Below are 26,953 nucleotides of genomic sequence, written 5' to 3'. Positions count from 1 at the left end.
GTATACACATGGATTATGATAAATTATCGAAGGACATATTACAACTCGTAGGCGGTGAAGACAACGTTCAGCGCGTGATTCACTGCATGACGAGGCTGCGTTTTAATCTTCATGACAATTCGAAGGCGGATCGCAGTCAGCTGGAGCAGCTGCCTGGGGTGATGGGCACCAATATTAGCGGCGAGCAGTTTCAAATTATTATCGGAAACGATGTGCCGAAGGTGTATCAGGCGATTGTGCGGCACAGCAATCTCAGTGATGAAAAGAGCGCTGGTTCATCCTCTCAGAAAAAGAATGTGCTGAGTGCGGTCTTTGATGTGATTTCTGGTGTGTTTACCCCGATTCTGCCTGCGATTGCGGGAGCGGGGATGATCAAAGGGCTTGTTGCGCTGGCAGTTACGTTTGGCTGGATGGCGGAGAAGAGCCAGGTTCATGTCATTTTGACGGCTGTCGGTGACGGCGTGTTCTACTTCCTGCCGCTCCTGCTAGCGATGAGTGCGGCGAGAAAATTCGGAAGCAATCCGTACGTAGCGGCTGCCATTGCGGCGGCGATCCTGCATCCGGATTTGACAGCCCTGCTCGGTGCGGGGAAACCGATTTCCTTTATCGGGCTTCCTGTAACCGCTGCCACTTATTCGTCAACGGTCATCCCGATTTTGCTGGCGATATGGATTGCTTCATACGTGGAAAAATGGATTGACCGTTTTACACACGCATCTCTCAAATTGATTGTGGTTCCGACATTCACGCTATTGATTGTCGTGCCGCTGACATTGATTACAGTCGGTCCGCTTGGCGCTATTTTAGGAGAATACTTGTCTTCTGGGGTCAATTATTTGTTTGATCATGCAGGGCTTGTGGCGATGATTTTGCTGGCGGGTACATTCTCTTTAATCATTATGACGGGCATGCACTATGCCTTTGTGCCGATTATGATCAACAACATCGCTCAAAACGGCCACGATTATTTACTGCCGGCTATGTTTTTGGCGAATATGGGGCAGGCGGGAGCATCATTTGCCGTCTTCCTTCGCTCCAGAAACAAAAAATTTAAATCACTCGCGCTTACCACAAGCATCACGGCGCTGATGGGGATTACAGAACCTGCGATGTATGGCGTGAATATGCGATTGAAAAAGCCGTTTGCGGCCGCTTTGATTGGCGGTGCAGCCGGTGGCGCGTTTTACGGCATGACGGGTGTTGCTTCCTATATCGTCGGGGGGAATGCAGGTCTCCCGAGCATCCCTGTCTTTATCGGCCCAACGTTTATTTACGCGATGATCGGCCTTGTGATTGCGTTTGCGGCGGGAACAGCAGCTGCGTATTTGCTTGGATTCGAGGATGTGCCTTCTGACGGCAGCCAGCAGCCGGGCAGCAGAGAGATTATCCACAGCCCGATTAAAGGAGAAGTGAAAGCCTTAAGTGAAGTCAAAGATGGAGTGTTTTCTGCCGGGATCATGGGAAAAGGATTTGCCATTGAGCCTGAAGAAGGAGAAGTTGTTTCGCCTGTTCGTGGAAGCGTTACCGCCGTTTTTAAAACAAAACACGCAATTGGCATTACGAGTGATCAGGGAGCTGAAATACTCATACACATTGGATTGGACACGGTAAAGCTGGAGGGACAATGGTTCACGGCTCACGTCAAAGAAGGCGACAAGGTCGCACCGGGAGATCCGCTCGTGTCCTTTGACCTGGAGCAAATCAAAGCCGCGGGATATGACGTCATTACCCCGGTGATCGTGACCAACACAGACCAATATTCATTTTCGCCGGTAAAAGAGATCGGTAAAGTGCAGCCAAAAGAAGCGCTGCTTGCTTTATCTTGAAAAAACTAATGGGGTGATCTATATGAGTTCAAACGCAAAACGATTTCCAGAAGGATTTTTATGGGGCGGCGCAGTTGCTGCCAACCAAGTGGAGGGTGCTTATAACGAGGGTGGTAAGGGGCTTTCGACAGCTGACGTATCGCCGAACGGGATCATGTCTCCATTTGATGAATCAATGACTTCCTTGAATCTGTATCACAACGGGATTGACTTTTATCATCGTTATAAAGAGGATATCGCCTTATTTGCAGAAATGGGATTTAAGGCGTTCCGCACATCGATTGCGTGGACGAGAATTTTTCCGAATGGCGATGAAGAGGAGCCCAATGAAGAAGGCCTCAGCTTTTATGATGATCTGTTTGATGAGCTGTTAAAGCATCATATTGAGCCTGTCGTAACCATCTCTCATTATGAAATGCCGCTCGGTTTAGTGAAAAATTATGGCGGCTGGAAGAATCGCAAAGTCATAGAGTTTTATGAACGCTATGCCAAAACGGTTTTTAAACGCTATCAACACAAAGTGAAGTATTGGATGACGTTCAATGAAATTAACGTGGTGCTCCATGCGCCGTTTACCGGAGGCGGGCTTGTCTTTGAAGAAGGAGAAAACAAACGAAACGCGATGTACCAGGCGGCACACCATCAATTTGTGGCCAGTGCTCTTGCTGTCAAAGCGGGTCACGACATCATTCCGGATTCGAAAATCGGCTGTATGATAGCGGCAACGACAACCTATCCGATGACTTCTAAGCCGGAGGATGTCTTCGCGGCAATGGAGAATGAGCGCAAAACACTTTTCTTCTCAGATGTTCAGGCAAGAGGCGCATACCCGGGATATATGAAACGCTATCTGGCAGAAAACAATATTGAAATTGAAATGGCTGAAGGCGATGAAGAGCTCTTGAAAGAACATACGGTGGATTACATTGGATTCAGCTACTACATGTCGATGGCGGCGAGCACTGATCCGGAAGAGCTTGCAAAATCAGGGGGCAACCTGCTGGGCGGAGTCAAAAACCCTTACCTCAAATCATCAGAATGGGGCTGGCAAATTGATCCGAAAGGCTTGCGCATCACGCTCAACACCTTATACGACCGTTATCAGAAGCCGCTGTTCATTGTTGAAAACGGCCTTGGCGCTGTAGACAAGGTTGAAGAGGACGGCACGATTCAGGACGATTACAGAATCAACTATCTTCGTGATCATTTAATTGAAGCGCGCGAAGCCATTGCGGACGGCGTTGAATTAATCGGATACACATCATGGGGGCCAATTGACCTTGTCAGTGCATCAACTGCGGAAATGAAAAAACGCTACGGCTTCATTTATGTGGACCGGGACAATGAAGGAAATGGAACATTTAATCGCATCAAGAAAAAAAGCTTCAACTGGTATCAGCAGGTCATCGCCACAAACGGAGAGAGTCTCTGACAATTTTTTGAAAACTCATGCGCTTCAATTGACAATAACGAAATGCAGGCGGACAATAAAAGAGAAAGATGAACCACCCACAGTCCGAAAGGCGGGAAGAGCATGTTTAACAAAATGTTAGTAGCGATTGACGGATCAGACATGAGTGCAAAAGCCCTTGATGCCGCAGTGCATTTGGCAAAAGAGCAGCAAGTGGAACTAAGCATTCTTCATGTGGGGAGAGAAGCCGTCGTCACGACTTCTTCTCTGACGGGAATTGTCTATGTGCCTGAACACTTTATTGATGAAATCAGGAACGAGGTTAAAAAAGAGGGCCTGAAAATCCTTGAGAATGCAAAAGAAAAAGCAGCCGAAAAAGGCGTTCAAGCTGAAACCATTTACGCGAATGGCGAGCCGGCGTATGAGATACTAAATCACGCAAAAGAGAAAGGCGTCAGCCTGATTGTAGTTGGCAGCCGGGGGATCAGCGGCCTGAAAGAAATGATGCTTGGAAGCGTCAGCCATAAAGTGTCTCAATTATCAACATGCCCGGTTTTAATTGTTCGATAGATTTGTAAAAAAAGCGCCCAAGGGCGCTTTTTTTATCTGTTAGAAAATGTAACTAATAATATATCTCGATGCGCACCATCTCTATTGGCAGTGCCGACCGGTGTAACCGCATGAAAGACCTTTTGCCCGAGAGCAAGTGTCTCAAGCGGGTCTGTCAGCCGCAGCACTTTATCAATTTGCTTAACAGACGGAGCAATTAAGTTATCTCCTCCGATAGCATCTTCGCTCAGCTGAAATAGATGGACGAAAACAAGCGGTTCATCGTCACGATGCAGCCAAATGGGTGAGCTGTATGAAGGCGCGTCAGGTGTCACTTGATATCTGACTTGGTGAAGCCCGACGATCACTTCTTTCTCCCAATCTACAAAATCGGTTTGGCGGGCCATTTCTACATTTGAATGTATCATTTGCCGCGTTACAGGATGCTGTAGAAACTCATCTGATATTTTTTCAAATTGTCTGACGATACCGCCATCATCATAATTATATTCTTTTGATTGGAAATATCCATTATCCGGATCTAATTCAAGAGTGTCGGAGTGAGGAGCCAAAATGTAGCGGGAATGCGCTCTGTAACGGCCGCCTCCTTTAGGATCAGCTTTCAAAGCATCATATGTAAGCTGTAATTTGCGGACTGCGGCGTCTGTAGTTTTTTGCCGGTAGAAATCTGCTGGGATATACGAATAGCCGTTTTCCTTTAAAAAAGAAGCATATTTAGAAATATCGGATGTCAACTCTTTTTGTACGTTTGAAACTTGAACCATATGAATCTCTCCTTAAAAAGTAGATGATTTTTTTAGTAATTTCCTGTATGATAGAAAATGTGGAAAATAGAGGATGTAGTGCAATGCTAAATTATTTGTAATATATTGTCAAATATAATATTCGGATTATTACAAATTACCAAAATGAAAAAAGGCAGAATGTAAAATGATGAAGAAAAAGAATATAATGATAACTGGGGCAAATAGCGGAATCGGCTTTGCGGCGGTAAAGCAATTTTTAGCAGAAGGCTTTCGAGTCGTTGGAGTGGATATTCAAACGAATAAAATGTCAGAATTTATAGTAAACAGTGAGTTTCACATGGAAAAAGCAGACTTGTCTGATGTCCGGCAGGCGGAATCTTTGATGCTAAAACTTGAAAAAAGCCGGCTGATCCCGGATATTTTGATCAATGCAGCAGGGATAAGGGAAATTACCCCTGTTCTTGAATTATCAGCAGAATCATTCAAAAAAGTCATAGACATTAATCTCACGGCAGCCTTTATTCTTTCTCGGGACGCGGCAAGGCTGTGGTCAAAGCTGGGGAAACGAGGGTGTATAATCAACATCGCCTCTGTGTCCGGGCTGATGGCAGAGCCTGCGCGGGCTGCCTATGTGTCTTCCAAGCATGCGATCATCGGACTGACGAAGCAGCTCGCTATGGAGTTCGGATCAAAGGGGATCAGGGTGAATAGCATTTCACCGGGCGTGATCCAAACAGAATTAACGGAAGAGTATTTTCAAGACGATGAAATGGTTCAGCTGATCAAAGCTAACCATGCCCTTCATACGTGGGGGCAGCCGAGTGATATCGTTTCCTGTATGAAGTATTTGGCTTCTGATGAGGCGCACTTTATTACAGGTTCAAACTTTGTTATAGACGGCGGCTGGACGGCCGGCAAGAAACTATAAAAAAAGGGAAAAGCACCTTGCAGTTGGGGTGCTTTTCCCTATACATAATTGGAGGTAGAATACGCTTGATGCAGCAAGATCTCTCAATCACACCAAAACAAAAATCAACAGCCGTAATCAAAATGGTCATCTCCATGGTGATTTTCGGCTCCATCGGCTTTTTCTCAGAGCATACCAATCTGCCGTCATTTGAATTGGTCTTTGTCCGCTGCCTTTGCGCGACGCTGTTTTTAGGCCTTTGCTGGCTGGCGTCCGGCCAGTATAAAACTGAAAAATGGAGCAAGAGAGACGTGCTGCAAACATTGGCGTGCGGTTTCTTTCTTGTATTCAACTGGGTGTTCTTATTTAAGTCTTTTGAAGAAACGTCCGTTACAATTGCCATCTCCGTTTATCACCTAGCGCCAGTGCTTGTTCTTCTTCTGGGGAGCTTCCTCTACAGAGAGAAATTAAATGTGATCTCCGTCAGCTCCATTATCATTTGCTTTCTGGGAACTGCGCTGATTTCCGGGATTAACGGCAGCACTTCATTGACACAGCTGATGGGATCAGGGATCATATGGGCAGTTCTCGCCGCACTGTTTTATGCGTTCACCACTTTATTGGGAAAAGGCATTCACAATCTCAGTCCTTACACGACCACCTTCTTGCAGACGGGTTTAGGGGTTATCATCCTGATTCCGTTTATTCACTTTGGCGCTTTTGCTGACCTATCTCAGGGAAACTGGATTATGGTGGTATCTACCGGCATCATCCATACGGGTATTGTATATTTGTTGTTTTTTGACAGTTTGCGATTTTTATCAACGAAATTTATTTCAATCATTGTATTTCTCGACCCCGCTGTCGCGATCGTGCTCGATACCGTCTTCACAGGCTTCCGCCCTGACCTCTATCAAACGCTTGGCATCGTAATGATCTTTGCGGGCATGGCCTTGACGCTTGTCAGGAGGCAGGGGAAGGCGAATGTGACAGCTGAGGGTACGGAGATTGAACAAATACAATAAAAAATGTAAAAAGGCCTATGCGGCCTTTTTTTGTTTTAGGTCAATTGACTCTCGCTAATCCTTAAAATAAGATAAATTTTCTAGAAAAATATTGTAATAATATTTCAGTCTAGTTAAGATTATTGAGTAAATATTACTTTTATTACAAAAGGAGAGAGAAAATGAAAAAAAGAAAGAGGCGAAACTTTAAAAGGTTCATAGCAGCATTTTTAGTGTTGGCTTTAATAATTTCATTAGTGCCAGCCGATGTACTAGCAAAATCCACAGAAGAAGAGAATGGAAATCGTATTGCTGCCGATGATCCAGAAGAAACTCTTCAGAAAGAACAAACTGAGGAAGCTGTACCTTTTGATCCAAAAGATATAAACAAAGAGGGTGAGATCACCTCTGAAAGAACAGAAAATACAAAACTCTATTATGAAGGTGACGGTGTCTATAAACAGGAAGTATACCTTGATCCTATTCATACAAAGGAAACACCTGATGCCGACTGGGAAGACATTTCTCCTGAGTTAAAAGAGTCGACAAGCAAACAAGTCGAGACAGAGAACGCTATTTTGAATTCAGATTTTCAAAAGCAAATGAAGAACGGGCTTTATGCGACTTTTGAGCATAATGACCATAAGGTTACATATTCACTTGTAGAAGCGAAAGGCCTGAATAAAACTTCACTTACTCCGAAAGATACCTCAGCAGATTATAAGACTGACAGTAATGAGATTGTGTATCCGGATGTTTTTCCGAATATTGATCTTCAGACTTTCACATTCAATGAAAACATAAAAGAAGATTTAGTCCTTCATCAGTATGATGGATACAACACATTTACATTTCAGTTAAAAACCGATTTGCAGGCTAAAGAACAAGAGGATGGATCCATTGATTTTTCTGATGAAAAAGGCAAAGTTGTTTTTTCTGTGCCTAAACCTTTTATGACGGATTCAAAACTAGATGAGCTTTCCGGCGAGGTTGAACGGTCAGACAAAGTCAGCTATAAGCTGGAAAAGAATGAAGAAGGGTATTTGCTTCATCTTACGGCAGACGAGAACTGGCTGAAAGACCCAGAACGCGTATATCCAGTATCTATCGACCCGTCAACTTCTTTATCTGTTTCATCGGACACGTTTGTCATGAGTGCCTACCCGACGACGAACTATTCGGCCTCCTCACAAAAATGGGATGCTAATTTAAAGGCCTATGTACTGAAAACGGGCTATTATGACAAAACAACAGGCACAAACTATGCGTTCATGAAATTTAACAACCTAAAGCCAATTCAAAATATGACTGTCACTAAAGCTACATTAAAAACATACGTAGCCCATTCCTATTATGGAACAAAGGCAACCGGTCTTTGGCTGGATACGGTCAACAGCAATTATGATAATGCAAAAGTGACATGGAACACCAAACCGGCATCTAAAAATATCGGAAAAGCCGACGTCCATAAAGGACAGTGGGCGAGTTATGATGTGACCGCTGCTGTAAAGTCATGGAACTCCGGCGGGGCCAACTATGGGTTTAAGCTTCATACAAACGGAAACGGCAAGGAGTATTGGAAAAAACTAATTTCTTCAGCGAACTCCGCCAATAAACCGTATATTGAAGTGACGTATACCATACCAAAGGGAAACACACCTACAATCAAAGCCTATCACAACGGCGATTCCACAGGTTATTTCGATATCAGCTGGAAAAAGGTTGAAGGCGCAAAAGGATATAAGGTATGGATCTACAATGGTAAGGAATATCAAGCGATTTCTGCAGGCAACGTCACGTCGTGGAGCACAAAAGGGAAAAAAATCTGGCCTACGAGCGCAGAAATTGCCTCCAAGAGATATAAACTGCATCTGGACGGCAAGGGTGGAGCTGAATTGGCATTAGATCCATCCCCGGTCTATAAGAATTCCGGCGGAAGCTATGCTACAAGCAAAAACTACTGGATTGGCGTCAGTGCGATATTTGACCAAGGTGAAGGAGCGATGTCCGCACCGGCAAAGCCCGTTATCCCTAATGTAGGAAAAGCACAAGCACCATCAGCAAAGGGCTACAATAATGGGAATGCCACAGGTTATTTCGATCTTTCTTGGAAAGCTGTATCTGGTGCAACCGGCTATAAGATTCAGGTGTTCAATGGGAAAGGCTTTGAGACACTTGATCTCGGAAATCAGACGTCTTGGACCACAAAAGGGAAAAAGATCTGGCCGACAAGTGCAGAAATCAAGGCGGGAAAATATGCTCTTCACCTAAAGGACGGGAGCGGAGCAGAGCTGCCGATCAATCCCGGCCCAACTTATAAAAACGCCGGGGGAGATGGAGCCAAAAGAAATTACTCGTTTAAAATTATCGCATACAACAAAGACGGCGAATCCATTGCATCACCGGCTGCTAACCCGGCACTTCCTGATATCGCTAAGCCAAAGAATTTAACTGGCTATTTGTATACAAATACAAAATCGAGTCAAACGGGCTATGTAAATTTGATATGGGAAAAGGTTCAAAATGCGAAAGGCTATAAAGTTAACATTTATAACGGTAAAGAATATCAATCCTTTGATGTGGGTGACGCGGATCATTGGACAACCCAAAATAAAAACATCTGGCCGACTTCTGAGGAAATCAAAGCTGGAAGCTATAAGCTTCATACCGATGGAAAAGGCGGGGAATTAGCCCTCGATCCATCACCTGTTTATAACAATGCAAATGGGAATTACAAAGGGAAGAAGAATTATTCTTTCACGCTTCTCGCCTATGATGCGAATGGTGAAACAATTCCAACGGCGCCCTTTAACCCAACGTTCCATGAAGGAGCAGAATTCCTTGGGACAGAAGAATACTGGTCTATCATTGATATCCCAAGCGGCCAGTTAAATGGTGCGACAGGCAATGTCATTGTGAATGAAGAAGATTTGTCAATTGACGGACGTGGTCCGGGACTTGGCTTATCGAGAACCTACAACAGTCTTGACAGCTCTGATCATTTATTTGGGCAAGGCTGGTATGCTGATGCAGAAACATCTGTCATCTCAACGGATGGCGGGGCAATGTATATCGATGAAGACGCTACGACACATCGATTCACGAAAAAAGCCGATGGCACCTATCAGCCGCCGACCGGTGTATATCTTGAATTAACAGAAACAACTGATCAGTTCATATTAAAAACAAAGGATCAAACCAACGCTTATTTCAATAAAAAAGGCGGCAAACTCCAAAAGGTAGTGGATGGCCACAACAATGCAACTGTCTATACTTACAATGACAAAAATCAACTGACCGCCATTACAGATGCATCAGGCCGCAAGCTTACATTTACCTATGATGAAAACGGCCATGTGACGTCCATCACCGGACCTAAGAATAAGAAAGTCACCTACTCATATGAGAATGATTTGCTGAAGAAGGTTACAGATACAGACGGGACTGTCACAAGCTATGACTACGATAGCGAAGGGCGCCTTGTCAAACAGTATTCAGCCAACAGTACCGAAGCAAAGCCTGTCTTTACCGAATATCAGTATAATGGACACCGTCTTGATAAAGCGATTAACGCTAAGAAAGAAACATATGTCTATAGCTATGATGCTGATAAAAAGACGCTTCTCATGACACAGCCGAATGGCCGGAAAGTACAGTACGGCTATAATGAAGCGGGAAATCCGATTCAGGTCATTGATGATGCGGAAGGGTTAAAAATTACAACGAATACAAAGTATGAAGGCAACAATGTTGTAGAAGATGTCGATCCAAACGACGTCGGCACCGGAAAAGCAACGGAAAGCTATCAATATGACAAAGATGGCAACGTTACGTCTGTTAAAGACGCATATGGAACTGAGACATACGAATACAACAAAAACAACGATGTCACAAAAATGAAGGATACCGAGGGCAATGTCACGGATATTGCTTATGACGGACTGGATGCTGTATCCGAAACCGATCAGAGTGGAAAATCATCGTCAGCAGCCGTTTATGATAAATACGGAAATCAGATTCAATCCAGCAAAGATTTATCAGCTTCAACTAATATTTTGAAAGATGGAAGCTTTGAAGCGCAAAAATCCGGCTGGAATCTGACTGCTTCTAAAGACAGCGGCAAAATCTCAATTATCACCGATAAAAGCGGGGTTCTTTCCGGATCAAAGGCATTGGAAGTCTTGAGCCAATCAACGTCTGCCGGAACAGATCATGGGTATTCGTCAGCAACACAAACAGTTGAGCTGGAGCCGAATACAACCTATACATTAAGCGGGAAAATCAAAACAGATCTTGCGAAATCAAGAGCCTACTTTAACATTGATTTGCGAGACAAAGATCAAAAACGGATTCAATGGATTCACAATGAATACAGTGCATTAGCCGGAAAAAATGACTGGACAAAACGGCAAATCACTTTTACGACTCCAGCAAATGCAGGAAAAGCTGTTGTGTATATGGAAGTTGATCATAAAGATAAAGATGGCAAAGGAAAAGCATGGTTCGATGAAGTCCAGCTGGAAAAAGGCGAAGTATCGTCAAGCTATAACCCAGTTCAAAACAGCAGTTTCACCTCAGCAACGGAAAGCTGGAATGTAAGCGGAGCATCCGTTGATTCTGAAGAAGGCTTTAATGATGATGTATCATTAAAAGCTGCCCGGACCAGTGCGTCCCAAGCCGGATCAGTAACAAAACAAACCGTTGTCTTAGGGCAAAGCGCAAATGACAAATCGGTTTATCTCACACTGACAGGAATGTCGAAAGCAAGCAGCGTCAAATTTACAGATGAAAAAGACTATTCTCTGCAGGCGAATGTCACTTACGCTGACGGCAGCACAGGCGTCTACAATGCGAAATTCCCTTCTGGAACACAGGAATGGAACCGGGCAGCTGTCGTCATCCCTAAAACAAAGCCGATCAATAAAGTAGATATTAGTATTCTGTTCCAAAAGAGTGCGACAGGCACAGTCTGGTTTGATGATATCCGTTTGATTGAAGGAAGCCTTCTGACTAAAAGCACGTATGACAGTAATGGCAACTATGTGACCAAGGAAGAGGACGAACTAGGTTACGCCACTTCAACTGATTACGATGAAACTGGTAAGAAAACGTCTGAAACAGATGCAAAAGGTGAAAAAACAACCTATACGTATGATCAGGCAGACCAATTGACAAACATGACGCTCTCTAACGGCACGTCTATCCTTCACAGCTATGATAAGGAAGGCAATGAGGTAAGCAAAACCATCCGGGCGGGAGCAGATCAAACCTATAAATACGAATATGATGTGATGGGCAAGCTTGTCAAAACAACTGATCCTCTGGGCAATGTGTTAGCAAGCGAATATGATGCCAACAGCAACCTGACCAAAACCATTTCACCAAATGGCAACGAAGTGTCTCTTTCTTATGATGGAACAGACCGGGTGAAATCAAAGTCGTATAACGGTACAGAAAAGTACAATTTCACGTATGACAAAAATGGAAATGAAACGTCGGTCGTCAATAAAGAGCAGAACACCACAAAAAAACGGACATTTGACAACAAAAACCGTTTAACCGAATTGACTGACCGCGGCGGCAGCCAAACTTGGACATATCCTAGTGACTCCGATAAGCTGAAAACCTTCTCGTGGAGCCATGGAGATCAAAAAGGAACGAATCAATTTACGTATAACAAACTTGATCAAATGATTGAGATGAAAGACAGTACATCTTCCTATTCATTTGATTATGATGAAAATGGAAACGTCCAAACCTTTATTACGGGCAACGGCGGCGGAACAAGTTTTTCATATGACGAAAGAAACCTTGTAAGCTCGCTGCATATCGGCGACAAAAATGGCGGAAGCATTCTGACAGAAAGCTATGAATACGACGCCAACGGCAACCGCACAACGATAAACAGCTCAGCAAGCGGCAAGGTGCAATATGAGTATGGGAAGCTGAATCAGCTTGTCAAAGAAACCCATGAAGACGGTACTGTTATTGAATACACATATGATGGATTCGGAAACCGGAAAACCGTTACAACTGTAAAAGACGGTTCGAGCAAAACGGTGAACGCCTCTTTCAACATCATGAACCAGCTGACAAAAGTCAATGAAGAAAGCATCTCGTACGATAAAAACGGCAACCGCACATCCGACGGCAAATTCACATATACGTGGGATGCAGAAGACAACCTGACCGCCGTTACCAAAAAAGGCGAAGACAAGCCATTCGCAACGTATAAGTATGATGAAAAAGGAAACAGAATCCAAAAAACGGTCAACGGAAAAGTCACGAATTACTTCTACGACGGAGACAGCTTGAACGTCTTGTATGAAACAGACGCAGACAACAACGTCACAAAATCATACACGTACGGAGACAGCGGCCAGCTGTTTTCCTACACAGAAAATGGCAAGAAATATTTCTATCACTACAACGCACACGGCGATGTCATCGCGATCTCAGACAGCACTGGAAAAACGGTTGCCAAATATCAGTACGACGCATGGGGAAATCCAACAAAAACCGAAGCAAGCGACGAAGTGAAAGACAACCGCTACCGCTACGCAGGCTACCAATACGACGAAGAAACCGGCCTGTACTATCTCATGGCCCGCTACTACGAGCCAAGAAACGGCGTGTTCCTATCGCTCGACCCAGACCCAGGTAGCGACGGAGACTCATTGGATCAGAATGGGTATGCTTATGGAAATAATAACCCTGTGATGAATGTTGACCCAGATGGGCATTGGGTATGGCTAGCCATTAATGCTGGATTTGCGGCTTATGATGCTTACAAAGCATATAAATCTGGTAAGGGCTGGCGAGGAGTTGCTAAAGCTGCAGCATATGGTTTTGTAGGTGGAGGTAGATTCAAACTTGCCAAAAGAGCCTACAGGAGTATAAGAAATATATATAGGGCAAAGAAAACTAAAAGAATAGCGAAGAAATTTAAATATGATTCCACTGCATATAAACATGCTAAAAATGGTAGATATGTTCCTAGACATCATATAGCCAGTACTATTGTATATGGAAAAAGAAAACGAGATGGTGCTAAAGGGTATAGTGCTTATTATTCGACGATGTATAAGAATGGTAAAAAATACAGTATGAAAGTCGTTTACAATAAGAGAACCAAGAGAGTAAGACATTATCATTATCAAGACTACTATAAAAAGAAAAGGTGAAGGGGGTTGTTATTTTGAATTTGCTTTTAATCGAGATGGAGCCTTACAAACTCTCTATTGAATTAAAAGATTTTAATGAAAAGAGGGAAAATACCAAATTTATCTGCGAAATAAAATATAACTCTCTAAATATATGTTTACTCCTTGAAAATATTTGTTACACTCAATCTGTTTTGAAAATATTTGAAAATGATCTAGTAGAGTTATTAAATGGGAAGATTAATAATTGTATTTTAAAAGACGAAAAGGAAAACTTTACAATTTCAGTTAAAAATTCTAATGAGTCTTTTGAAATCGAAATCATTTTAGAAGTTCTAGGTAATAGGTTATCTGTTCTTCATTTTAAACAAAAGGCAGATTCTTATTTGGTAAATCTTTTAAAAAATAATATTAACGACTTTCTATCTGTTTTTTAAGGAGGGATACATTGAACAGTCTCACTACCAATAATAATTTTTCTAAACTTGAATTTAGAATTTTACAGGTCGATCAATCAGATGAATTTGATGGAGGATACCATTTTATAAGTTACTTAACAATATCAGAAGAAAACCTTTTAGTTGAGATAAAGGAAATTGAGTTAAATCTTAGGTTCTTCAAAGATTGGCTGGAATTTATCTTTAGCACTTCAAAAAAAGAATTAGTTTCTTTGGATGGAAGACTTAGATTAACTATTAATAATCAACATAACCATTTAACAATGAAATTTATATACGTTGAAATTGACTATGAGGAGGAAATTTTCAAAGAGTTGCATCTCTATAATGAGGAAATCACATCATTTAGAAATAAACTTAATAAATTTATTGATTTTTATATGTATAAATAAAGTTGTGAACAATATAGCCTGTACTAATTAATTAAGTACAGGCTTCCTTTTTTAAAATTTGGAGAATTTATGATTATCATCAAGCCGCTTTTATATAAGGATTTGTTGGTATATAAACAGAGATTAGTCAGGAGAGGAAGAATATACAATACAATTGAACAATGGATAGATTATATTGACGGGGATGCGATGTTTTAAAGGTTGATTATCAGTTCTTTAAAAAAGAACTCTCACTCGATATTCAAGTTTTTGAAAACAATAATAAATATACTCATAACATTCTCTTTCAAAATGTAGCTTCTGTTTATTTTAATGCAGGTGACGGTGATATCAGATTGGAGAAAATTGTTCCAGAAGAATACAATTGGCAAATATTTGAGATTAGTTATCACCCGGAAGGAATCGGAAATCTATCAAATCTTATGATACCAGAGTATCAATCAAATGCTAATTTTCTCATTGACATAAACAGAAGATTGATATCTGTAAAGGTTGAGTTTGTTTCTTTTGATTCAAAACAATTCTATGCGTATAAGGTTAACGAGTAAAAGAATTTCTAACTAGGGAGTATAACCAATGAAAAAAATAAAAATGAATAAAATCATCAACACGGACACCCAAGATTGTTTTTTTCATGCTGATCCACAGGGGCGTGTCTACATTGGAAAAGGTGAGAGAGGTGATATCACTGTTTCAATCTATGATCCTGCTGGTGATGTTCGGGATTTTAGAGTGAAAGAGCAGATTACATATAGCGATATTTAGCTCTTCCAACAATGAGCAGATGGCATGTCTTCGTTTATTACGAATCGTATGAGCCGAAGGTAAAGGTTTTTTCAGAAGAGGGAAAGTGAAAAGTGATTTTTACTTGCCTTCAGGGGTTTCCTCCTGTCTTTGGATGAAAAACAACAGCTTTGGGTCGGTTTAAATGATGAAGGGATTTATCATGATGAAAATCCTGACTGTCATAGTGTTTGGTGTTTTACTTTGGATGGTAAGCAGAAGGAAATACACATTGATAGAAGGCTCGAAGAAATGGATGCGCCGGCTGTAGATGATTGTTAGGGGCTTGCAGAAAAAGACGGGTTGATTTATATGCTGTATTACGGAGATGCAGTCATCGCCGCATTTAATGAAACTGTCGTGAGACGGGTGTGGATTCTGTCGGATAAAGAGCCGGACTCAGAAGCATTTTGATCAGCTCGCGATATCTGAAGAAGGTTTTTTGGTTGGGACGTTCAATTGTTACGGTGAAGAGCTTGAGTCGTTTCTTTATTTAATTTCTGCCGATGTGAGTCTGCCGATGCAAGAGGTGAAGTGTTGTGATTCGAATGGTGAAGCCCTAGACGTTCAACAGCTGAAACTGACAAGCATCGCTGTTTACGCAGTGACCTCTTCTGGTATTTATAAGCAGGATATCCAATAAGGTGTTGATGAGATTATGATGAATTGGCGCGCTTTAAGTCAGACAAAACAAGAACGCATCTGGTCAGAAGTGAACAAGCTCATAAAATGGAAGCCCGGAAGCAGATGTCATCACATCATCCCGCCTGATCCATATCAAGTGTTTGATATTTCAAGCGGGATGAGCGGTAAAGCCAGTAATGATGATGTGGTCAGAGTGCTGAATGATTTAGAGACTTCGATTTTAAAAACATTTCAATCATGTACTGGAAAACACGGTGTGATGTACGCATTAGACTGACAGCATGACGGATATATGTTTAGCCCTCATCAGGCAATGCCTCAGGATGAATTTGGCGAATAGTCTGTTCCCGTATTTCCAAATGGAGACTATTATTTCTTTTTTCATCAGGACTTCTCTTGGGGACTTTTGGGAGGCCCGTGGAAATGTACAATCACTGTGTTTGGTGAAGAGCTGTTAGAGGCGATAGATAATGATCCGCCTATCCTGTTTCAAAATAGATGAGATTGTTGCGGAAGGGAGAGGATCAACGTGCTTCAAAAGCTGAGAAAAAGACAGCGAGAGCTTGAAGAAACGCCGTATCCTAGTGAATTGTACGGCTTTGAAGCGGAAATCTATGAGTTTTTTATGCTAGTTGATGGCAGTTTGGATTATGTGCTGGCGAATAAAAGGATGTCCGGGCATCAGCGGCGTTCGTTGGAGAAAAGCTTTTTTGAGCTGTATCCTGACATACTTCCGGATATGATCAAAAACGATAAGGATCTGTATAATCACATTCTCTTGTATGAACAAGTCAGACAAGAGATTTGCGTTGCGCTATCCAACTGATAAGGGGAAGATTTTATGGAAATAACCTCTATAAGCAGTATTGGCAATTTGGACATGATCGAGCTTAAGCCTGACCAAACCGTTATGTCATGCGAACTTGAAGATGCAGAGTCGTTTTATCGTTTTTGGACAGGGCTTGCCTACGATCGAATCATGATACAGGTATTAACGACTGGTTCATTTATAGAAGACCTGTCCGAGTATTTTGAAGGTCATGCTTACAAGGTGACGAAGCTGGACAAAAGGGAATTCCATTTCCAATCCATATTACAGGAAGCAGACCGGGATATTGCAGATTTTCTCTTTCTGCTAGCTTCCATCAATGATGATGTTTTTCTGATCACTGATCCTCAACCGGATAAAAGCTATTTTTCAGAAGGGAAGCTCCAATGCCTAACGGACTCAGGCGAACGGATCATATGGTTTGAATACGATGCTGCGGAGATCTATATGGTTGGCGGTAACTAAAAATAGGAGGTATTCATTTGTATATCACACAATACGAGAAATTGAAAAAGCATCTTTCTGATGAGGATACAGGTCCATTTACATTAAACGAGTTTTCTTTCTATATGAAAGAAGATGATCGTTATATTCATATTCCTGTGTTTGAATGAAAACGATCAGCTCAAACCTGTGACATTCATTTGCGGTTTGAAGACATTAGTGCATCAAGGCTGGATGACCTTGAATCCATTGATGCGGTTGAGTTGGAGATTGAACCGACTGACGATCAATGGGAAAGACTCCGTTATTATGTGTATGATCAAGAAGATCAGATGAGTTTCTATTGCGGAGGTTGGGATGTGATCAAGTGTGACAAGAAGTCACACTGATTTTCCCCACTTTCCAAGCGTTCTTGCTTTTGTTGCCGCATATGTCACGAGAAATGGAAAAGTCACAACCAGGAAAGCCAAAGGCACCCAATTTGATAATCCGGTCAAATAATGGAGTGCAATTGACAAGAGAGTCAGGAAACTCAAGGTGCAGGTGACGTTTCGAACGTCTTTTTCGCTTCTTTTATATTTCTCTCTCATGGTGGATTGATCACTGTATATCGGCGAAGTTCCGGGCTCAGCCGAAAAGATATGCATACCTTGTGAAGAGCAAACATGTTCCCATCCGGCCGCTTCAAACATCTCAGTGTATTCCGCCAAACTTTCTTCCTCAATATCATGATAATCAATACTGTAGATCAATTTCCGCGGCTCAGCTTTTCTAAGCTTATACCCCATAACCGCAAAAGAATCGAGTACCCAGCCTTTGCTGGCCATATCACTTAGTCTCTTCATATCCTTTTCTTCTGAAAAGGCCAATCCTTCAGACATCATAAATTTTTTCTGTTTCATGACTAATCCCCTTTCAATTGTTGAAAAGCACGTTGACCGTGTTCAGCCATCACTTTTCTGCGCTGAATTTCTTTTTTGAGTAGTTCTTGGCCGTGCAAGGTGGTTTGGTACACTTTGCGGCGCGGGTTGTCATTGTTGACAAGCTCAATGATCCCTTCTTGCAGTAATTTCTTTAACAATGTATATAAGGTAGCCGGACCGATCGTAAAGGAGTCATCGGTCATGTCCTCAATCTCCTGCATGATCGAATATCCGTGTTTTGGCTCCAGCAATGTTAAGACAATATAATAGGCTGGATCGGTAAGCTGATCCATTTCCTGCGGACGCTGCTTTGGCAAGCGGTCACCTCATTTCTTATATCAACTAATGATATATCACTTATTGATATAATAAAATCTTCCTTTTTGTTTGTCAACGCAATTTTTTTTCTCCCTTCAGTCATCATAAAGAAACAATCACCGAGTATGCATTAATGTATTCGTTTTCATAGAGGGGGAGTCTTGATGAAAAAATGGATGGCAGCGGTTATTGTGATGATGTTGATGCTGGGTTTTGGAGGGATTGAGAAAGTGAAGGCGGCGGAGCCGAAGGTGTATCAATTTGACTTTGGAAGCGGTTCGGTGGAGCCTGGTTATATTGGTGTCAGGGCGTCTGATCGATATGATCGGTCAAAGGGCTACGGTTTTCAAACACCGGAGAATATGAGGGATGTGGCGGCATCCGGGGCTGGTGTGAAGAGTGATGCGGTTCAGTTTTTAGCGTATGGGACGAAAAGCAATAACACGTTTAATGTTGATCTCCCGAATGGCCTTTATGAGGTGAAGGTGACGCTTGGCAATACGGCAAGGGCCAGTGTGGCGGCGGAGGGCGTGTTTCAGGTTATTAATATGACAGGGGATGGCGCGGAGGATACGTTCCAAATTCCTGTCACCGACGGGCAGCTGAATCTGCTGGTGACAGAGGGAAAGGCAGGCACCGCTTTTACGCTCAGCGCCTTGAAAATAAAGAAATTGTCTGATCAGCCGGTGACGAACCGAACCATTTATGTCGGCGGCGACTCGACGGTGTGCAATTATTATCCGCTCAACAGCAGCAAGCAGGCGGGCTGGGGGCAGATGCTGCCTCACTATATCGATAAACACACCTTTCAAGTGAGAAACATGGCGTCTGGCGGGCAGATCGCGAGAGGGTTCAGAAATGATGGACAGCTTGAGGCGATCTTGAAGTACATCAAGCCGGGGGATTATTTTATGTTGCAGCTCGGCATTAATGACACAAATCCGAAGCATAATGAATCTGAAGCGGAATTTAAAGAGATGATGCGTGATATGATTCGTCAGGTGAAAGCGAAAGGAGCGGACGTCATCCTATCAACACCCCAGGGCCGGGCGACCGATTTTACTTCTGAAGGCATCCATTCGTCTGTCAACAGATGGTACAGGGCCTCTATTTTAGCTTTGGCCGAAGAGGAAAAAACACATCTCATTGACTTAAATGTCCTCAGCTCGGCATACTTTACATCGATCGGTCCGGAAAAAACACTCGCGCTTTATATGGACGGAGATACGCTTCATCCGAACCGCGCTGGGGCTGACGCACTGGCGCGATTGGCTGTTCAGGAGCTAAAACGCCAGGGAATCGATGGCTTTTAATACATCATTTTTCGTCAAAACACATATGCCTTCGTCAATTAGAGTATAATGAGAACATCTGCAAGAGACAGGAGTTTATACATGAGTCATTTTAAAAACTATCAAATCAGTCATGACATTTTACGAGCATTGGAAGGACTGGGATATACAGAACCGACCAAGGTGCAGCAGAGCGTGATCCCCGCTGCCCTTGAACGAAAGGATCTTGTCGTCAAATCACAGACGGGAAGCGGGAAAACGGCTTCGTTCGGGATTCCTCTCTGTGAGCTGGCGGATTGGGATGAAAACAAGCCGCAGGCGCTTATTTTAACTCCAACCCGTGAGCTTGCGGTGCAAGTAAAGGAAGATATCACGAACATCGGACGATTTAAACGGATCAAAGCGACAGCCGTATTTGGAAAATCCTCCTTTGATAAACAAAAAGCTGAGCTTAAGCAAAAAAGCCACATTGTTGTCGGCACGCCGGGACGTGTTCTGGATCATATCGAAAAAGGCACGCTGCCGTTGGATCGTCTCTCTTATTTGGTCATTGATGAAGCGGATGAGATGCTGAATATGGGCTTCATCGAGCAGGTGGAGGCGATTATCAAGCATCTGCCGACTGAGCGTACGACGATGCTGTTTTCGGCGACGCTTCCGCAGGATATCGAGAAGCTGAGCCGTCAATATATGCAAAACCCTGAGCATATCGAAATCAAAGCGGCCGGGCTTACCACAAGAAATATTGAACATGCGGTGATTCAAGTAAGAGAAGAGCATAAATTTTCATTGCTGAAAGATGTGCTGATGACGGAGAATCCCGACAGCTGCATCATTTTCTGCCGAACGAAGGAGCACGTCAATCAGCTGACCGATGAATTGGATGACTTAGGATATCCATGCGATAAAATTCACGGCGGAATGATTCAGGAAGACCGATTCGACGTCATGAATGAATTTAAACGTGGCGAGTACCGTTACTTAGTCGCGACGGATGTCGCCGCGCGCGGGATTGATATTGAAAATATCTCCCTTGTCATCAACTATGATCTGCCGCTTGAAAAGGAAAGCTATGTCCACCGCACGGGCCGAACGGGACGCGCAGGGAACAAAGGAAAGGCCATTTCGTTTGTCACGGCCTTCGAAAAACGGTTTTTAGCCGACATTGAAGAATATATCGGATTTGAGATTCAAAAAATAGAAGCCCCTTCTCAAGAGGAAGTGGCAAGGAAGAAACCAGAATTTCTAGCTAAAATGAATGACCGTCCGGAAAGCAAAAAAGACAAAAGCGAAGAGCTGAATAAAGACATTATGAAGCTGTATTTTAACGGCGGAAAGAAAAAGAAAATCAGAGCCGTTGATTTTGTAGGAACGATTGCCAAAATTGACGGTGTGTCAGCTGACGACATCGGCATCATTACGATCATGGATAACGCCTCATACGTTGAGATTTTAAATGGTAAAGGCCCTCATGTTCTCAAAGTGATGAAGAACACAACCGTCAAAGGGAAACAGCTGAAGGTGAATAAAGCGAATAAATGATGAATGACCTGCTCCCAGTTAAAGGGGCAGGTCATTTTGCTGCTGGCTGACATCGGCGCTGGTCTCCTCCGGAACAAAGGCAAGAATCACAATACCAATTACAAACAAAATGATCAGACTGAACACCGCAGTCGAGGATTTCCCGGTCAGCTGGGCTGTCACGGCAATGAGCAGCGGCCCCATAATTGAGGCGAATTTTCCGAAAATGTTGTAAAAACCGAAGAATTCATTGGCGTGGCGCTTTGGCACAAGCTTGGCGAAATAGGAACGGCTTAGGGCTTGAATACCGCCCTGCGAGGTGGCGACAAGCATAGCCAGTATCCAGAAATCAAGCGTTGTCTCCATAAAATAGGCATACACGCAGACGATCATATAAATGACGATCCCGACGTACAGCATTGTCTTCCCCGTTAAGCGTTCTGCCAGTTTTCCGTATATAATCGAAAACGGCGCGGCGACTACCTGGGTGACAAATAGGATGATCAGAAGGCTTGAGGAGCCGATCCCTAAATCTGATCCATAGGATGTCGACATCGTAATAATCGTGCCGACTCCGTCGATATAAAAGAAATAAGCGAGCAAGAAGAGGAAAAGTGCCCGGTATTGCCTGATCCGTTTCATCGTTTGGCCGAGCCGCTTAAAGCTGTTGATGACAATATGAGGTTCTTTTTTGATGTAATAGCGTTGATGGACATGTTTAATCATTGGGATGGTGAACAGCCCCCACCAGGCAGCCGTTATGAAAAAGGACAGCTGGCTTGCGGCCGATACAGACACTGGAATCGTCTCTGCTTGTGCGAGCAGGATGACAGCAATACTGATGATAAATGGAATCGTGCTGCCAATGTATCCTAAGCCAAAACCCCGTGCCGAGACGAGATTCATCCGTTTCTCAGGCGTGACGTCCACGAGAAAGGCATCATAAAACACATTGGCGCCGGAAAAACCGATAGCCGATATCGTATAAAACAGCAGCAATAGCAGCCAATGCTCACTTGGGATAAAGGCGAGCATCGCGGTGCTGGCGACACCGGCTGACACAAAGAAACCGAAGAACTTTTTCTTGCACCCTTCATAGTCGGCTATTGTGCCTAAAATAGGGCCGAGCATCGCAAGAATAAACGTTGAAATCGCAATGGTATAGCCCAGATAGGCAGTCGATTGAGCGGAACTGATACCGCTTTCCGCAGCTGCTGATTTATAAAATAACGGAAATACCGCGGTGGTCACGACAATTGAGTAAGCAGAATTTGCCCAGTCATATAATACCCAGCTGTTTTCTTGTTTCGTAAAACGTTTCATCATCAGAGCCCCTCTCCGGTAACGATACTTCTATTGTACGAGAAAGGGGCCTGAAAAGAATGGAATGCACGTCAATTTTTACAAAATATTTATGCTTTGCGCTTCAAATCATACTTTTGATTTATTGCTGGGGTTAGGTTCATCTGGTACCATTTAACTATATTTTATGGTATTTTCCAGAAGGGATTCAGCAGAGAGGAGACAGAGCATGAGGCGAATAGGCTTGTGTATAAGCCTGCTGGTCACAGTTCTTGTGATGAGCGCATGCGAAAGTGAAGGTGAGGCTCAGATGTTCGCAGACTGTGATCAAAAGACAGTAAAACAAACCGCAGCCAAACCGATGAGCAGTAAGAAAAGGCAGGATTTCCAAGCCCTCGCAAGCGACAGGCAGCTGGCCATTGTGTTCAGTTCCATGATACAAGTGAGCGAAGCATTTGATTATGGAATCGGCAATCCAGAATACTTCGTGCGAAGCAGCATGACTGAAGAAGAAGCAGACATTGCGAAGGAGAATCTCGAATCGATTAAGCTTGAGAACAAATCGCTCAAAAAACAAAACAGCGAGGCGGTCGCCTTGCTTAAAAAAACGCGTAATCAAGACATGAGCCGCATCGAAATTCAGCAGCTGACAGAAAATAGAGCCGCTTTTTTTGAGACCGCAGACAATATGATCAAACTCATCGGCCAAGTCACACCGAAAAACGCGAAGAAGACAAGACAGCAGCTGGATCAGCTGAAAAAACAATATACACAATACAGCGCCGAAAGCGTCAAAATCATGAACAGCATTGTCAGAAAGCAGAAAGCTGACAAGGCATCATTTGAACGCCATCTGGAGGCGCTGCTTCAAAAACAGCCCGGGCAGCAGGTACGGAGTGAATTGTACTGACCAGCTTCTGTCTTTCCCTGATGATATTGACCTAGTACAAAAAGAATGTACAATCAAGATATAGTCTGTTCTTAGTTGATTGGAGGGACATGTCATGAAAATTGCGAAGGTGATCAACAATAATGTGATCAGCGTGGTCAATGAACAAGGGAAAGAATTGGTCGTCATGGGCAGGGGGCTCGCGTTTCAGAAAAAGTCCGGCGATGATGTCGATGAAGCCCGCATTGAGAAAGTGTTCACGCTCGATAACAAGGATGTATCAGAAAAGTTCAAAACCCTTTTGTATGATATACCGATCGAGTGTATGGAAGTATCCGAAGAGATTATCAGCTACGCAAAATTACAGCTCGGCAAAAAGCTCAACGACAGCATCTATGTGTCGCTGACCGACCATATTAACTTTGCCATCCAGCGCAACCAGAAAGGGCTTGATATCAAAAACGCCTTGCTGTGGGAAACAAAACGGCTCTACAAAGACGAATTTGCGATCGGCAAAGAAGCGTTGGTTATGGTAAAAAACAAGACTGGTGTGTCTCTGCCAGAGGATGAAGCAGGCTTTATTGCTCTGCATATTGTAAATGCCGAGCTGAATGAAGAGATGCCCAATATCATCAACATTACAAAAGTCATGCAAGAGATTTTGAGTATTGTAAAATACCATTTTAAGATTGAATTCAACGAAGAATCGCTTCACTATTATCGGTTCGTCACCCACTTAAAGTTTTTCGCGCAGCGTCTATTTAACGGCACTCACATGGAAAGCCAGGACGATTTTTTGCTGGATACAGTGAAAGAAAAGTATCATCGCGCGTATGAATGCACGAAGAAAATCCAAACCTACATTGAGCGGGAGTATGAGCACAAGCTCACAAGTGACGAACTGCTGTATTTAACCATTCACATAGAAAGGGTAGTTAAACAAGCATAATGAGAGCGCTGACATTTTTGTTTCCTTGTGTACACTTTTTCTTACATTCACATATGAAAATGGCAGGATTGTTACTGATAAAGCAGGCAAAACCTAAATTACAATGAGTGCGGATCATCTCTGTCTGTGCTGATGGTAATTTAGGTTTTTATTTTTTTCAGAGGGAAGATGATGATAGTTACAGGATTCAAGTAAGTAAGATTCGGTATTATCATTATTTTGACCGATGTTCCCTTTTAAAAGAATCATGTAAGATCAACATAGAAAACGCTTTCAATGAAAGGGGAATGCCAATATGCCTTATCTGAAACGAGTGTTGTTGCTTCTTGTCACTGGATTGTTTATGAGTTTGTTTGCAGTCACTTCTACTGCCTCGGCTCAAACAGGTGGATCGTTTTTTGACCCTTTTAACGGCTATAACTCCAGTTTTTGGCAAAAAGCAGATGGTTATTCGAATGGAAATATGTTCAACTGCACGTGGCGGGCTAATAACGTATCAGTGACGTCATTGGGTGAAATGCGTTTAGCGCTAACAAGCCCAGCTTATAACAAGTTTGACTGCGGGGAAAACCGTTCTGTTCAAACATATGGCTATGGACTTTATGAAGTCAGAATGAAACCAGCTAAAAACACAGGGATCGTTTCATCGTTCTTCACTTACACAGGTCCAACAGATGGAACTCCTTGGGATGAGATAGATATCGAATTTTTAGGAAAAGACACAACGAAGGTTCAATTTAACTATTATACAAATGGTGCAGGAAACCATGAGAAGATTGTTGATCTCGGGTTTGATGCAGCCAATGCCTATCATACGTATGCATTCGATTGGCAGCCAAACTCTATTAAATGGTATGTCGACGGGCAATTAAAACATACTGCAACAAACCAAATTCCGACAACACCTGGAAAGATCATGATGAACTTGTGGAATGGCACGGGTGTCGATGACTGGCTCGGTTCCTACAATGGTGTAAATCCGCTATACGCTCATTATGACTGGGTGCGCTATACAAAAAAATAATGCAAAATGTGAAAGAGCCTGCTGCAATATAGCAGGCTCTTATGATTGTAATGAGAAGTTGTTGGCATGAATCTTCTATTCACTCATAATATCCTATTTGATCTTCTCCCCTCTGTAAATCACGTACTCACTCAATGCTGATCAAGCTCATACATTTAGAAAGAAATAATCCCAATCAAAAGTGCGGCAATCGTCATCACAATCGTTGTTCCCACGGCCCATTTAATAGTGAATTTTTGATGGTCGCCAAAGCTGACGCCTGCCATTCCAACCAATAGATAGGTGGAAGGCACAAGCGGGCTGAGCAGATGCACAGGCTGCCCCAGCAAGGAGGCCCTTCCGATTTCAGCGGCGTCTATTCCGTAAGCGGAAGCGGCTTCGGCGATGATGGGAAGGACACCGAAGTAAAAGGCGTCATTCGACATGAAAAAGGTGAATGGCATGCTGACGATCGCAGTGATCAACGGCAGGTGCGGGCCCATGGCATCAGGGATGAGTGAAACGAGAGAATGCGCCATGGCATCGACCATTTTTGTGCCGGAGAGAATGCCTGTGAATATGCCCGCAGCAAACACCATTGAGACAACGTTTAACGCATTACCCGCATGCGCCGAGATTCGTTTCTGCTGCTCTTTGACATTTGGATAGTTGACCATCAAGGCGACGGCGAACGCAGTCATAAAAAGAACAGGGAGCGGCAGCAGGCTGGTGATCAGTGCGGCCATCAGAGCGACAGTCAGCAGCAGGTTAAACCATTGAAGAGCGGGACGCTTGAGCGGTGCGGCCTCCGGATCGGAAGACGGTGCGTTATCAATCGAAATGACGCCGAGCCGCTTCCGCTCTTTCTTTCCGAGGATATAAGCAACGGCGATCACCCAGAGAATGCCGGCGATCATAGCGGGAATCAGCGGCGTGAAAACCTCTGACGTGTCCAATTTTAAGGAGGCCAAAACCCTCGCAGTCGGCCCGCCCCACGGGATAATATTCATAACCCCCGAACCGAGCATCGCTATTCCCGCTAACACCAAACGGTTCATGCCGAGCCGTTTGTAAAGAGGCAGCATCGCTGCAATGGTAATCATATAGGTTGTTGTCCCATCTCCGTCCAGCGAAATGGTCATGGTCAGAACCGCTGTGCCTACGGCGATTTTTAACGGATCTCCTTTGACAAACGATAAGATTTTGGCAATGAGAGGATCAAACAGACCTGAGTCAATCATAATGCCGAAATACAGGATGGCGAATAACAGCATGATACCGGTAGGGGCGAGGTCTGTAACGCCCTGAATCATCATCTCGCCGAGATCTTTGCCAAATCCGCTGATCAGGGCGAACACAATAGGAACGACAATCAAGGCAATAAGAGCGGAAAGCCGGTTAGACATAATAAGGTACATAAAGACAATCATCATCACAAAACCGAGTATGGCAAGCATGATATGACCTCCCCTATTCAACAGCTTTTTTGGTAAGCGCTTCCATCTTTTCTTTCTGTGAAGAAGGCTTATTTCAAATGTGTATGACCGCATATTTATATGTAGACCAAAAATCCTAATG

23 protein-coding genes and 4 pseudogenes are annotated in these 26,953 nt (G+C 43.4%); 22 read left to right on the top strand and 5 right to left on the bottom strand.

The window, feature by feature from the left end; genetic code table 11:
- Positions 1 to 8: 8 nt before the first annotated feature.
- The 3 genes from bglP to NSU05_RS19945 all read left to right on the top strand — a co-directional run bounded on the left by bglP (position 9) and on the right by NSU05_RS19945 (position 3,807).
- Positions 9 to 1,826, top strand: a complete 1,818-nt coding sequence (gene bglP, locus NSU05_RS19955) for a PTS beta-glucoside transporter subunit IIABC (protein WP_038429889.1) — start codon at positions 9 to 11, stop codon at positions 1,824 to 1,826.
- A 22-nt stretch (positions 1,827 to 1,848) separates the two neighbouring features.
- Positions 1,849 to 3,258 carry an aryl-phospho-beta-d-glucosidase gene (bglH, locus tag NSU05_RS19950; protein ID WP_038430062.1) on the top strand — a complete coding sequence of 470 codons (1,410 nt, stop codon included), beginning with the start codon at positions 1,849 to 1,851 and terminating at the stop codon, positions 3,256 to 3,258.
- A gap of 102 nt (positions 3,259 to 3,360) precedes the next feature.
- Positions 3,361 to 3,807 carry a universal stress protein gene (locus NSU05_RS19945; RefSeq protein ID WP_038429888.1) on the top strand — a complete coding sequence of 149 codons (447 nt, stop codon included), beginning with the start codon at positions 3,361 to 3,363 and terminating at the stop codon, positions 3,805 to 3,807.
- A gap of 32 nt (positions 3,808 to 3,839) precedes the next feature.
- Here NSU05_RS19945 and NSU05_RS19940 read toward each other — a convergent pair whose 3' ends face one another.
- Positions 3,840 to 4,571, bottom strand: coding sequence for a 2OG-Fe dioxygenase family protein (locus NSU05_RS19940; RefSeq protein WP_038429887.1), 732 nt, complete (start codon positions 4,569 to 4,571; stop codon positions 3,840 to 3,842).
- 166 nt (positions 4,572 to 4,737) lie between these two features.
- Between NSU05_RS19940 and NSU05_RS19935 the strand changes: the two genes are divergently transcribed.
- The 14 genes and pseudogenes from NSU05_RS19935 to NSU05_RS19870 all read left to right on the top strand — a co-directional run bounded on the left by NSU05_RS19935 (position 4,738) and on the right by NSU05_RS19870 (position 17,567).
- The gene (locus tag NSU05_RS19935; protein ID WP_038429885.1) at positions 4,738 to 5,481 is read left to right on the top strand and encodes an SDR family oxidoreductase; all 744 of its coding nucleotides are present in this window, start codon (positions 4,738 to 4,740) and stop codon (positions 5,479 to 5,481) included.
- Between the two features lie 68 nt (positions 5,482 to 5,549).
- Positions 5,550 to 6,485 (top strand): DMT family transporter, encoded by a 936-nt coding sequence (locus NSU05_RS19930; protein WP_038430061.1) that lies wholly within the window; start codon positions 5,550 to 5,552, stop codon positions 6,483 to 6,485.
- Positions 6,486 to 6,646: 161 nt separating this feature from the next.
- Entirely contained in the window at positions 6,647 to 13,648 is a 7,002-nt protein-coding gene (gene wapA / locus NSU05_RS19925) for a tRNA nuclease WapA (RefSeq protein ID WP_082200990.1), read from the top strand.
- Between the two features lie 14 nt (positions 13,649 to 13,662).
- Complete coding sequence (locus NSU05_RS19920; RefSeq protein ID WP_038429884.1) at positions 13,663 to 14,064, top strand: hypothetical protein; 402 nt, start codon at positions 13,663 to 13,665, stop codon at positions 14,062 to 14,064.
- 11 nt (positions 14,065 to 14,075) lie between these two features.
- Positions 14,076 to 14,477, top strand: coding sequence for a hypothetical protein (locus tag NSU05_RS19915; protein ID WP_033882837.1), 402 nt, complete (start codon positions 14,076 to 14,078; stop codon positions 14,475 to 14,477).
- A 141-nt stretch (positions 14,478 to 14,618) separates the two neighbouring features.
- A pseudogene (locus NSU05_RS19910) lies at positions 14,619 to 15,025 on the top strand (hypothetical protein).
- A gap of 28 nt (positions 15,026 to 15,053) precedes the next feature.
- Positions 15,054 to 15,405: pseudogene (locus NSU05_RS19905) on the top strand (hypothetical protein).
- A complete protein-coding gene (locus NSU05_RS19900; protein WP_250540533.1) occupies positions 15,372 to 15,542 on the top strand; it encodes a hypothetical protein in 171 nt (56 codons plus the stop codon). Before NSU05_RS19905 ends, NSU05_RS19900 begins: the two are co-directional and overlap by 34 nt.
- A 30-nt stretch (positions 15,543 to 15,572) precedes the next feature.
- Positions 15,573 to 15,903, top strand: a pseudogene (locus tag NSU05_RS19895) (hypothetical protein).
- A 15-nt stretch (positions 15,904 to 15,918) separates the two neighbouring features.
- Positions 15,919 to 16,407: pseudogene (locus NSU05_RS19890) on the top strand (DUF2716 domain-containing protein).
- A gap of 27 nt (positions 16,408 to 16,434) precedes the next feature.
- Complete coding sequence (locus NSU05_RS19885) at positions 16,435 to 16,731, top strand: YxiJ family protein (RefSeq protein WP_038429882.1); 297 nt, start codon at positions 16,435 to 16,437, stop codon at positions 16,729 to 16,731.
- A gap of 15 nt (positions 16,732 to 16,746) precedes the next feature.
- The gene (locus tag NSU05_RS19880; RefSeq protein WP_038429881.1) at positions 16,747 to 17,199 is read left to right on the top strand and encodes a hypothetical protein; all 453 of its coding nucleotides are present in this window, start codon (positions 16,747 to 16,749) and stop codon (positions 17,197 to 17,199) included.
- A 17-nt stretch (positions 17,200 to 17,216) separates the two neighbouring features.
- Positions 17,217 to 17,348 (top strand): hypothetical protein, encoded by a 132-nt coding sequence (locus NSU05_RS19875; RefSeq protein WP_038429879.1) that lies wholly within the window; start codon positions 17,217 to 17,219, stop codon positions 17,346 to 17,348.
- A gap of 30 nt (positions 17,349 to 17,378) precedes the next feature.
- A complete protein-coding gene (locus NSU05_RS19870; RefSeq protein WP_082200989.1) occupies positions 17,379 to 17,567 on the top strand; it encodes a hypothetical protein in 189 nt (62 codons plus the stop codon).
- Here the strand turns inward: NSU05_RS19870 and NSU05_RS19865 are convergent.
- Both NSU05_RS19865 and NSU05_RS19860 read right to left on the bottom strand, forming a co-directional pair.
- Complete coding sequence (locus NSU05_RS19865; RefSeq protein ID WP_038429878.1) at positions 17,559 to 18,080, bottom strand: DUF2812 domain-containing protein; 522 nt, start codon at positions 18,078 to 18,080, stop codon at positions 17,559 to 17,561. The two genes, NSU05_RS19870 and NSU05_RS19865, sit on opposite strands and share 9 nt — an antisense overlap.
- Positions 18,081 to 18,082: 2 nt before the next feature.
- A complete protein-coding gene (locus NSU05_RS19860) occupies positions 18,083 to 18,418 on the bottom strand; it encodes a PadR family transcriptional regulator (RefSeq protein ID WP_024571830.1) in 336 nt (111 codons plus the stop codon).
- A gap of 165 nt (positions 18,419 to 18,583) precedes the next feature.
- Between NSU05_RS19860 and NSU05_RS19855 the strand changes: the two genes are divergently transcribed.
- Together NSU05_RS19855 and dbpA are read left to right on the top strand one after the other, a co-directional pair.
- Positions 18,584 to 19,732, top strand: a complete 1,149-nt coding sequence (locus NSU05_RS19855; RefSeq protein WP_046381450.1) for a GDSL-type esterase/lipase family protein — start codon at positions 18,584 to 18,586, stop codon at positions 19,730 to 19,732.
- An 81-nt stretch (positions 19,733 to 19,813) separates the two neighbouring features.
- Positions 19,814 to 21,253 (top strand): ATP-dependent RNA helicase DbpA, encoded by a 1,440-nt coding sequence (gene dbpA, locus NSU05_RS19850; protein ID WP_015250888.1) that lies wholly within the window; start codon positions 19,814 to 19,816, stop codon positions 21,251 to 21,253.
- Positions 21,254 to 21,271: 18 nt separating this feature from the next.
- Here dbpA and NSU05_RS19845 read toward each other — a convergent pair whose 3' ends face one another.
- Positions 21,272 to 22,558 carry an MFS transporter gene (locus NSU05_RS19845; RefSeq protein WP_082200988.1) on the bottom strand — a complete coding sequence of 429 codons (1,287 nt, stop codon included), beginning with the start codon at positions 22,556 to 22,558 and terminating at the stop codon, positions 21,272 to 21,274.
- Positions 22,559 to 22,763: 205 nt separating this feature from the next.
- Between NSU05_RS19845 and NSU05_RS19840 the strand changes: the two genes are divergently transcribed.
- The 3 genes from NSU05_RS19840 to bglS all read left to right on the top strand — a co-directional run bounded on the left by NSU05_RS19840 (position 22,764) and on the right by bglS (position 25,396).
- Positions 22,764 to 23,444 carry a hypothetical protein gene (locus NSU05_RS19840; protein WP_038429876.1) on the top strand — a complete coding sequence of 227 codons (681 nt, stop codon included), beginning with the start codon at positions 22,764 to 22,766 and terminating at the stop codon, positions 23,442 to 23,444.
- A 94-nt stretch (positions 23,445 to 23,538) separates the two neighbouring features.
- On the top strand, positions 23,539 to 24,372 hold the full coding sequence (gene licT, locus NSU05_RS19835; RefSeq protein WP_003242598.1) for a transcriptional antiterminator LicT: 834 nt from the start codon (positions 23,539 to 23,541) through the stop codon (positions 24,370 to 24,372).
- A gap of 295 nt (positions 24,373 to 24,667) precedes the next feature.
- Entirely contained in the window at positions 24,668 to 25,396 is a 729-nt protein-coding gene (gene bglS, locus NSU05_RS19830) for a beta-glucanase (protein WP_038429875.1), read from the top strand.
- A gap of 155 nt (positions 25,397 to 25,551) precedes the next feature.
- Here bglS and citH read toward each other — a convergent pair whose 3' ends face one another.
- Entirely contained in the window at positions 25,552 to 26,832 is a 1,281-nt protein-coding gene (gene citH / locus NSU05_RS19825) for a citrate transporter CitH (protein WP_038429874.1), read from the bottom strand.
- Positions 26,833 to 26,953: the final 121 nt, after the last annotated feature.

The sequence above is a fragment of the Bacillus sp. EU52 genome, assembly GCF_037964975.1.
Taxonomy (GTDB): Bacteria; Bacillota; Bacilli; order Bacillales; family Bacillaceae; genus Bacillus; species Bacillus subtilis.
Note: the sequence above shows the minus strand (reverse complement) of the source record. Positions and strands in the feature narration are given on the sequence as shown.

Coding starts and splice junctions, on each gene's coding strand:
- bglP (WP_038429889.1), top strand. CDS start 9: ATGGATTATGATAAATTATCGAAGGACATATTACAACTCGTAGGCGGT.
- bglH (WP_038430062.1), top strand. CDS start 1,849: ATGAGTTCAAACGCAAAACGATTTCCAGAAGGATTTTTATGGGGCGGC.
- NSU05_RS19945 (WP_038429888.1), top strand. CDS start 3,361: ATGTTTAACAAAATGTTAGTAGCGATTGACGGATCAGACATGAGTGCA.
- NSU05_RS19940 (WP_038429887.1), bottom strand. CDS start 4,571: ATGGTTCAAGTTTCAAACGTACAAAAAGAGTTGACATCCGATATTTCT.
- NSU05_RS19935 (WP_038429885.1), top strand. CDS start 4,738: ATGATGAAGAAAAAGAATATAATGATAACTGGGGCAAATAGCGGAATC.
- NSU05_RS19930 (WP_038430061.1), top strand. CDS start 5,550: ATGCAGCAAGATCTCTCAATCACACCAAAACAAAAATCAACAGCCGTA.
- wapA (WP_082200990.1), top strand. CDS start 6,647: ATGAAAAAAAGAAAGAGGCGAAACTTTAAAAGGTTCATAGCAGCATTT.
- NSU05_RS19880 (WP_038429881.1), top strand. CDS start 16,747: ATGGAAATAACCTCTATAAGCAGTATTGGCAATTTGGACATGATCGAG.
- NSU05_RS19865 (WP_038429878.1), bottom strand. CDS start 18,080: ATGAAACAGAAAAAATTTATGATGTCTGAAGGATTGGCCTTTTCAGAA.
- NSU05_RS19855 (WP_046381450.1), top strand. CDS start 18,584: ATGAAAAAATGGATGGCAGCGGTTATTGTGATGATGTTGATGCTGGGT.
- dbpA (WP_015250888.1), top strand. CDS start 19,814: ATGAGTCATTTTAAAAACTATCAAATCAGTCATGACATTTTACGAGCA.
- NSU05_RS19845 (WP_082200988.1), bottom strand. CDS start 22,558: ATGATGAAACGTTTTACGAAACAAGAAAACAGCTGGGTATTATATGAC.
- NSU05_RS19840 (WP_038429876.1), top strand. CDS start 22,764: ATGAGGCGAATAGGCTTGTGTATAAGCCTGCTGGTCACAGTTCTTGTG.
- licT (WP_003242598.1), top strand. CDS start 23,539: ATGAAAATTGCGAAGGTGATCAACAATAATGTGATCAGCGTGGTCAAT.
- bglS (WP_038429875.1), top strand. CDS start 24,668: ATGCCTTATCTGAAACGAGTGTTGTTGCTTCTTGTCACTGGATTGTTT.
- citH (WP_038429874.1), bottom strand. CDS start 26,832: ATGCTTGCCATACTCGGTTTTGTGATGATGATTGTCTTTATGTACCTT.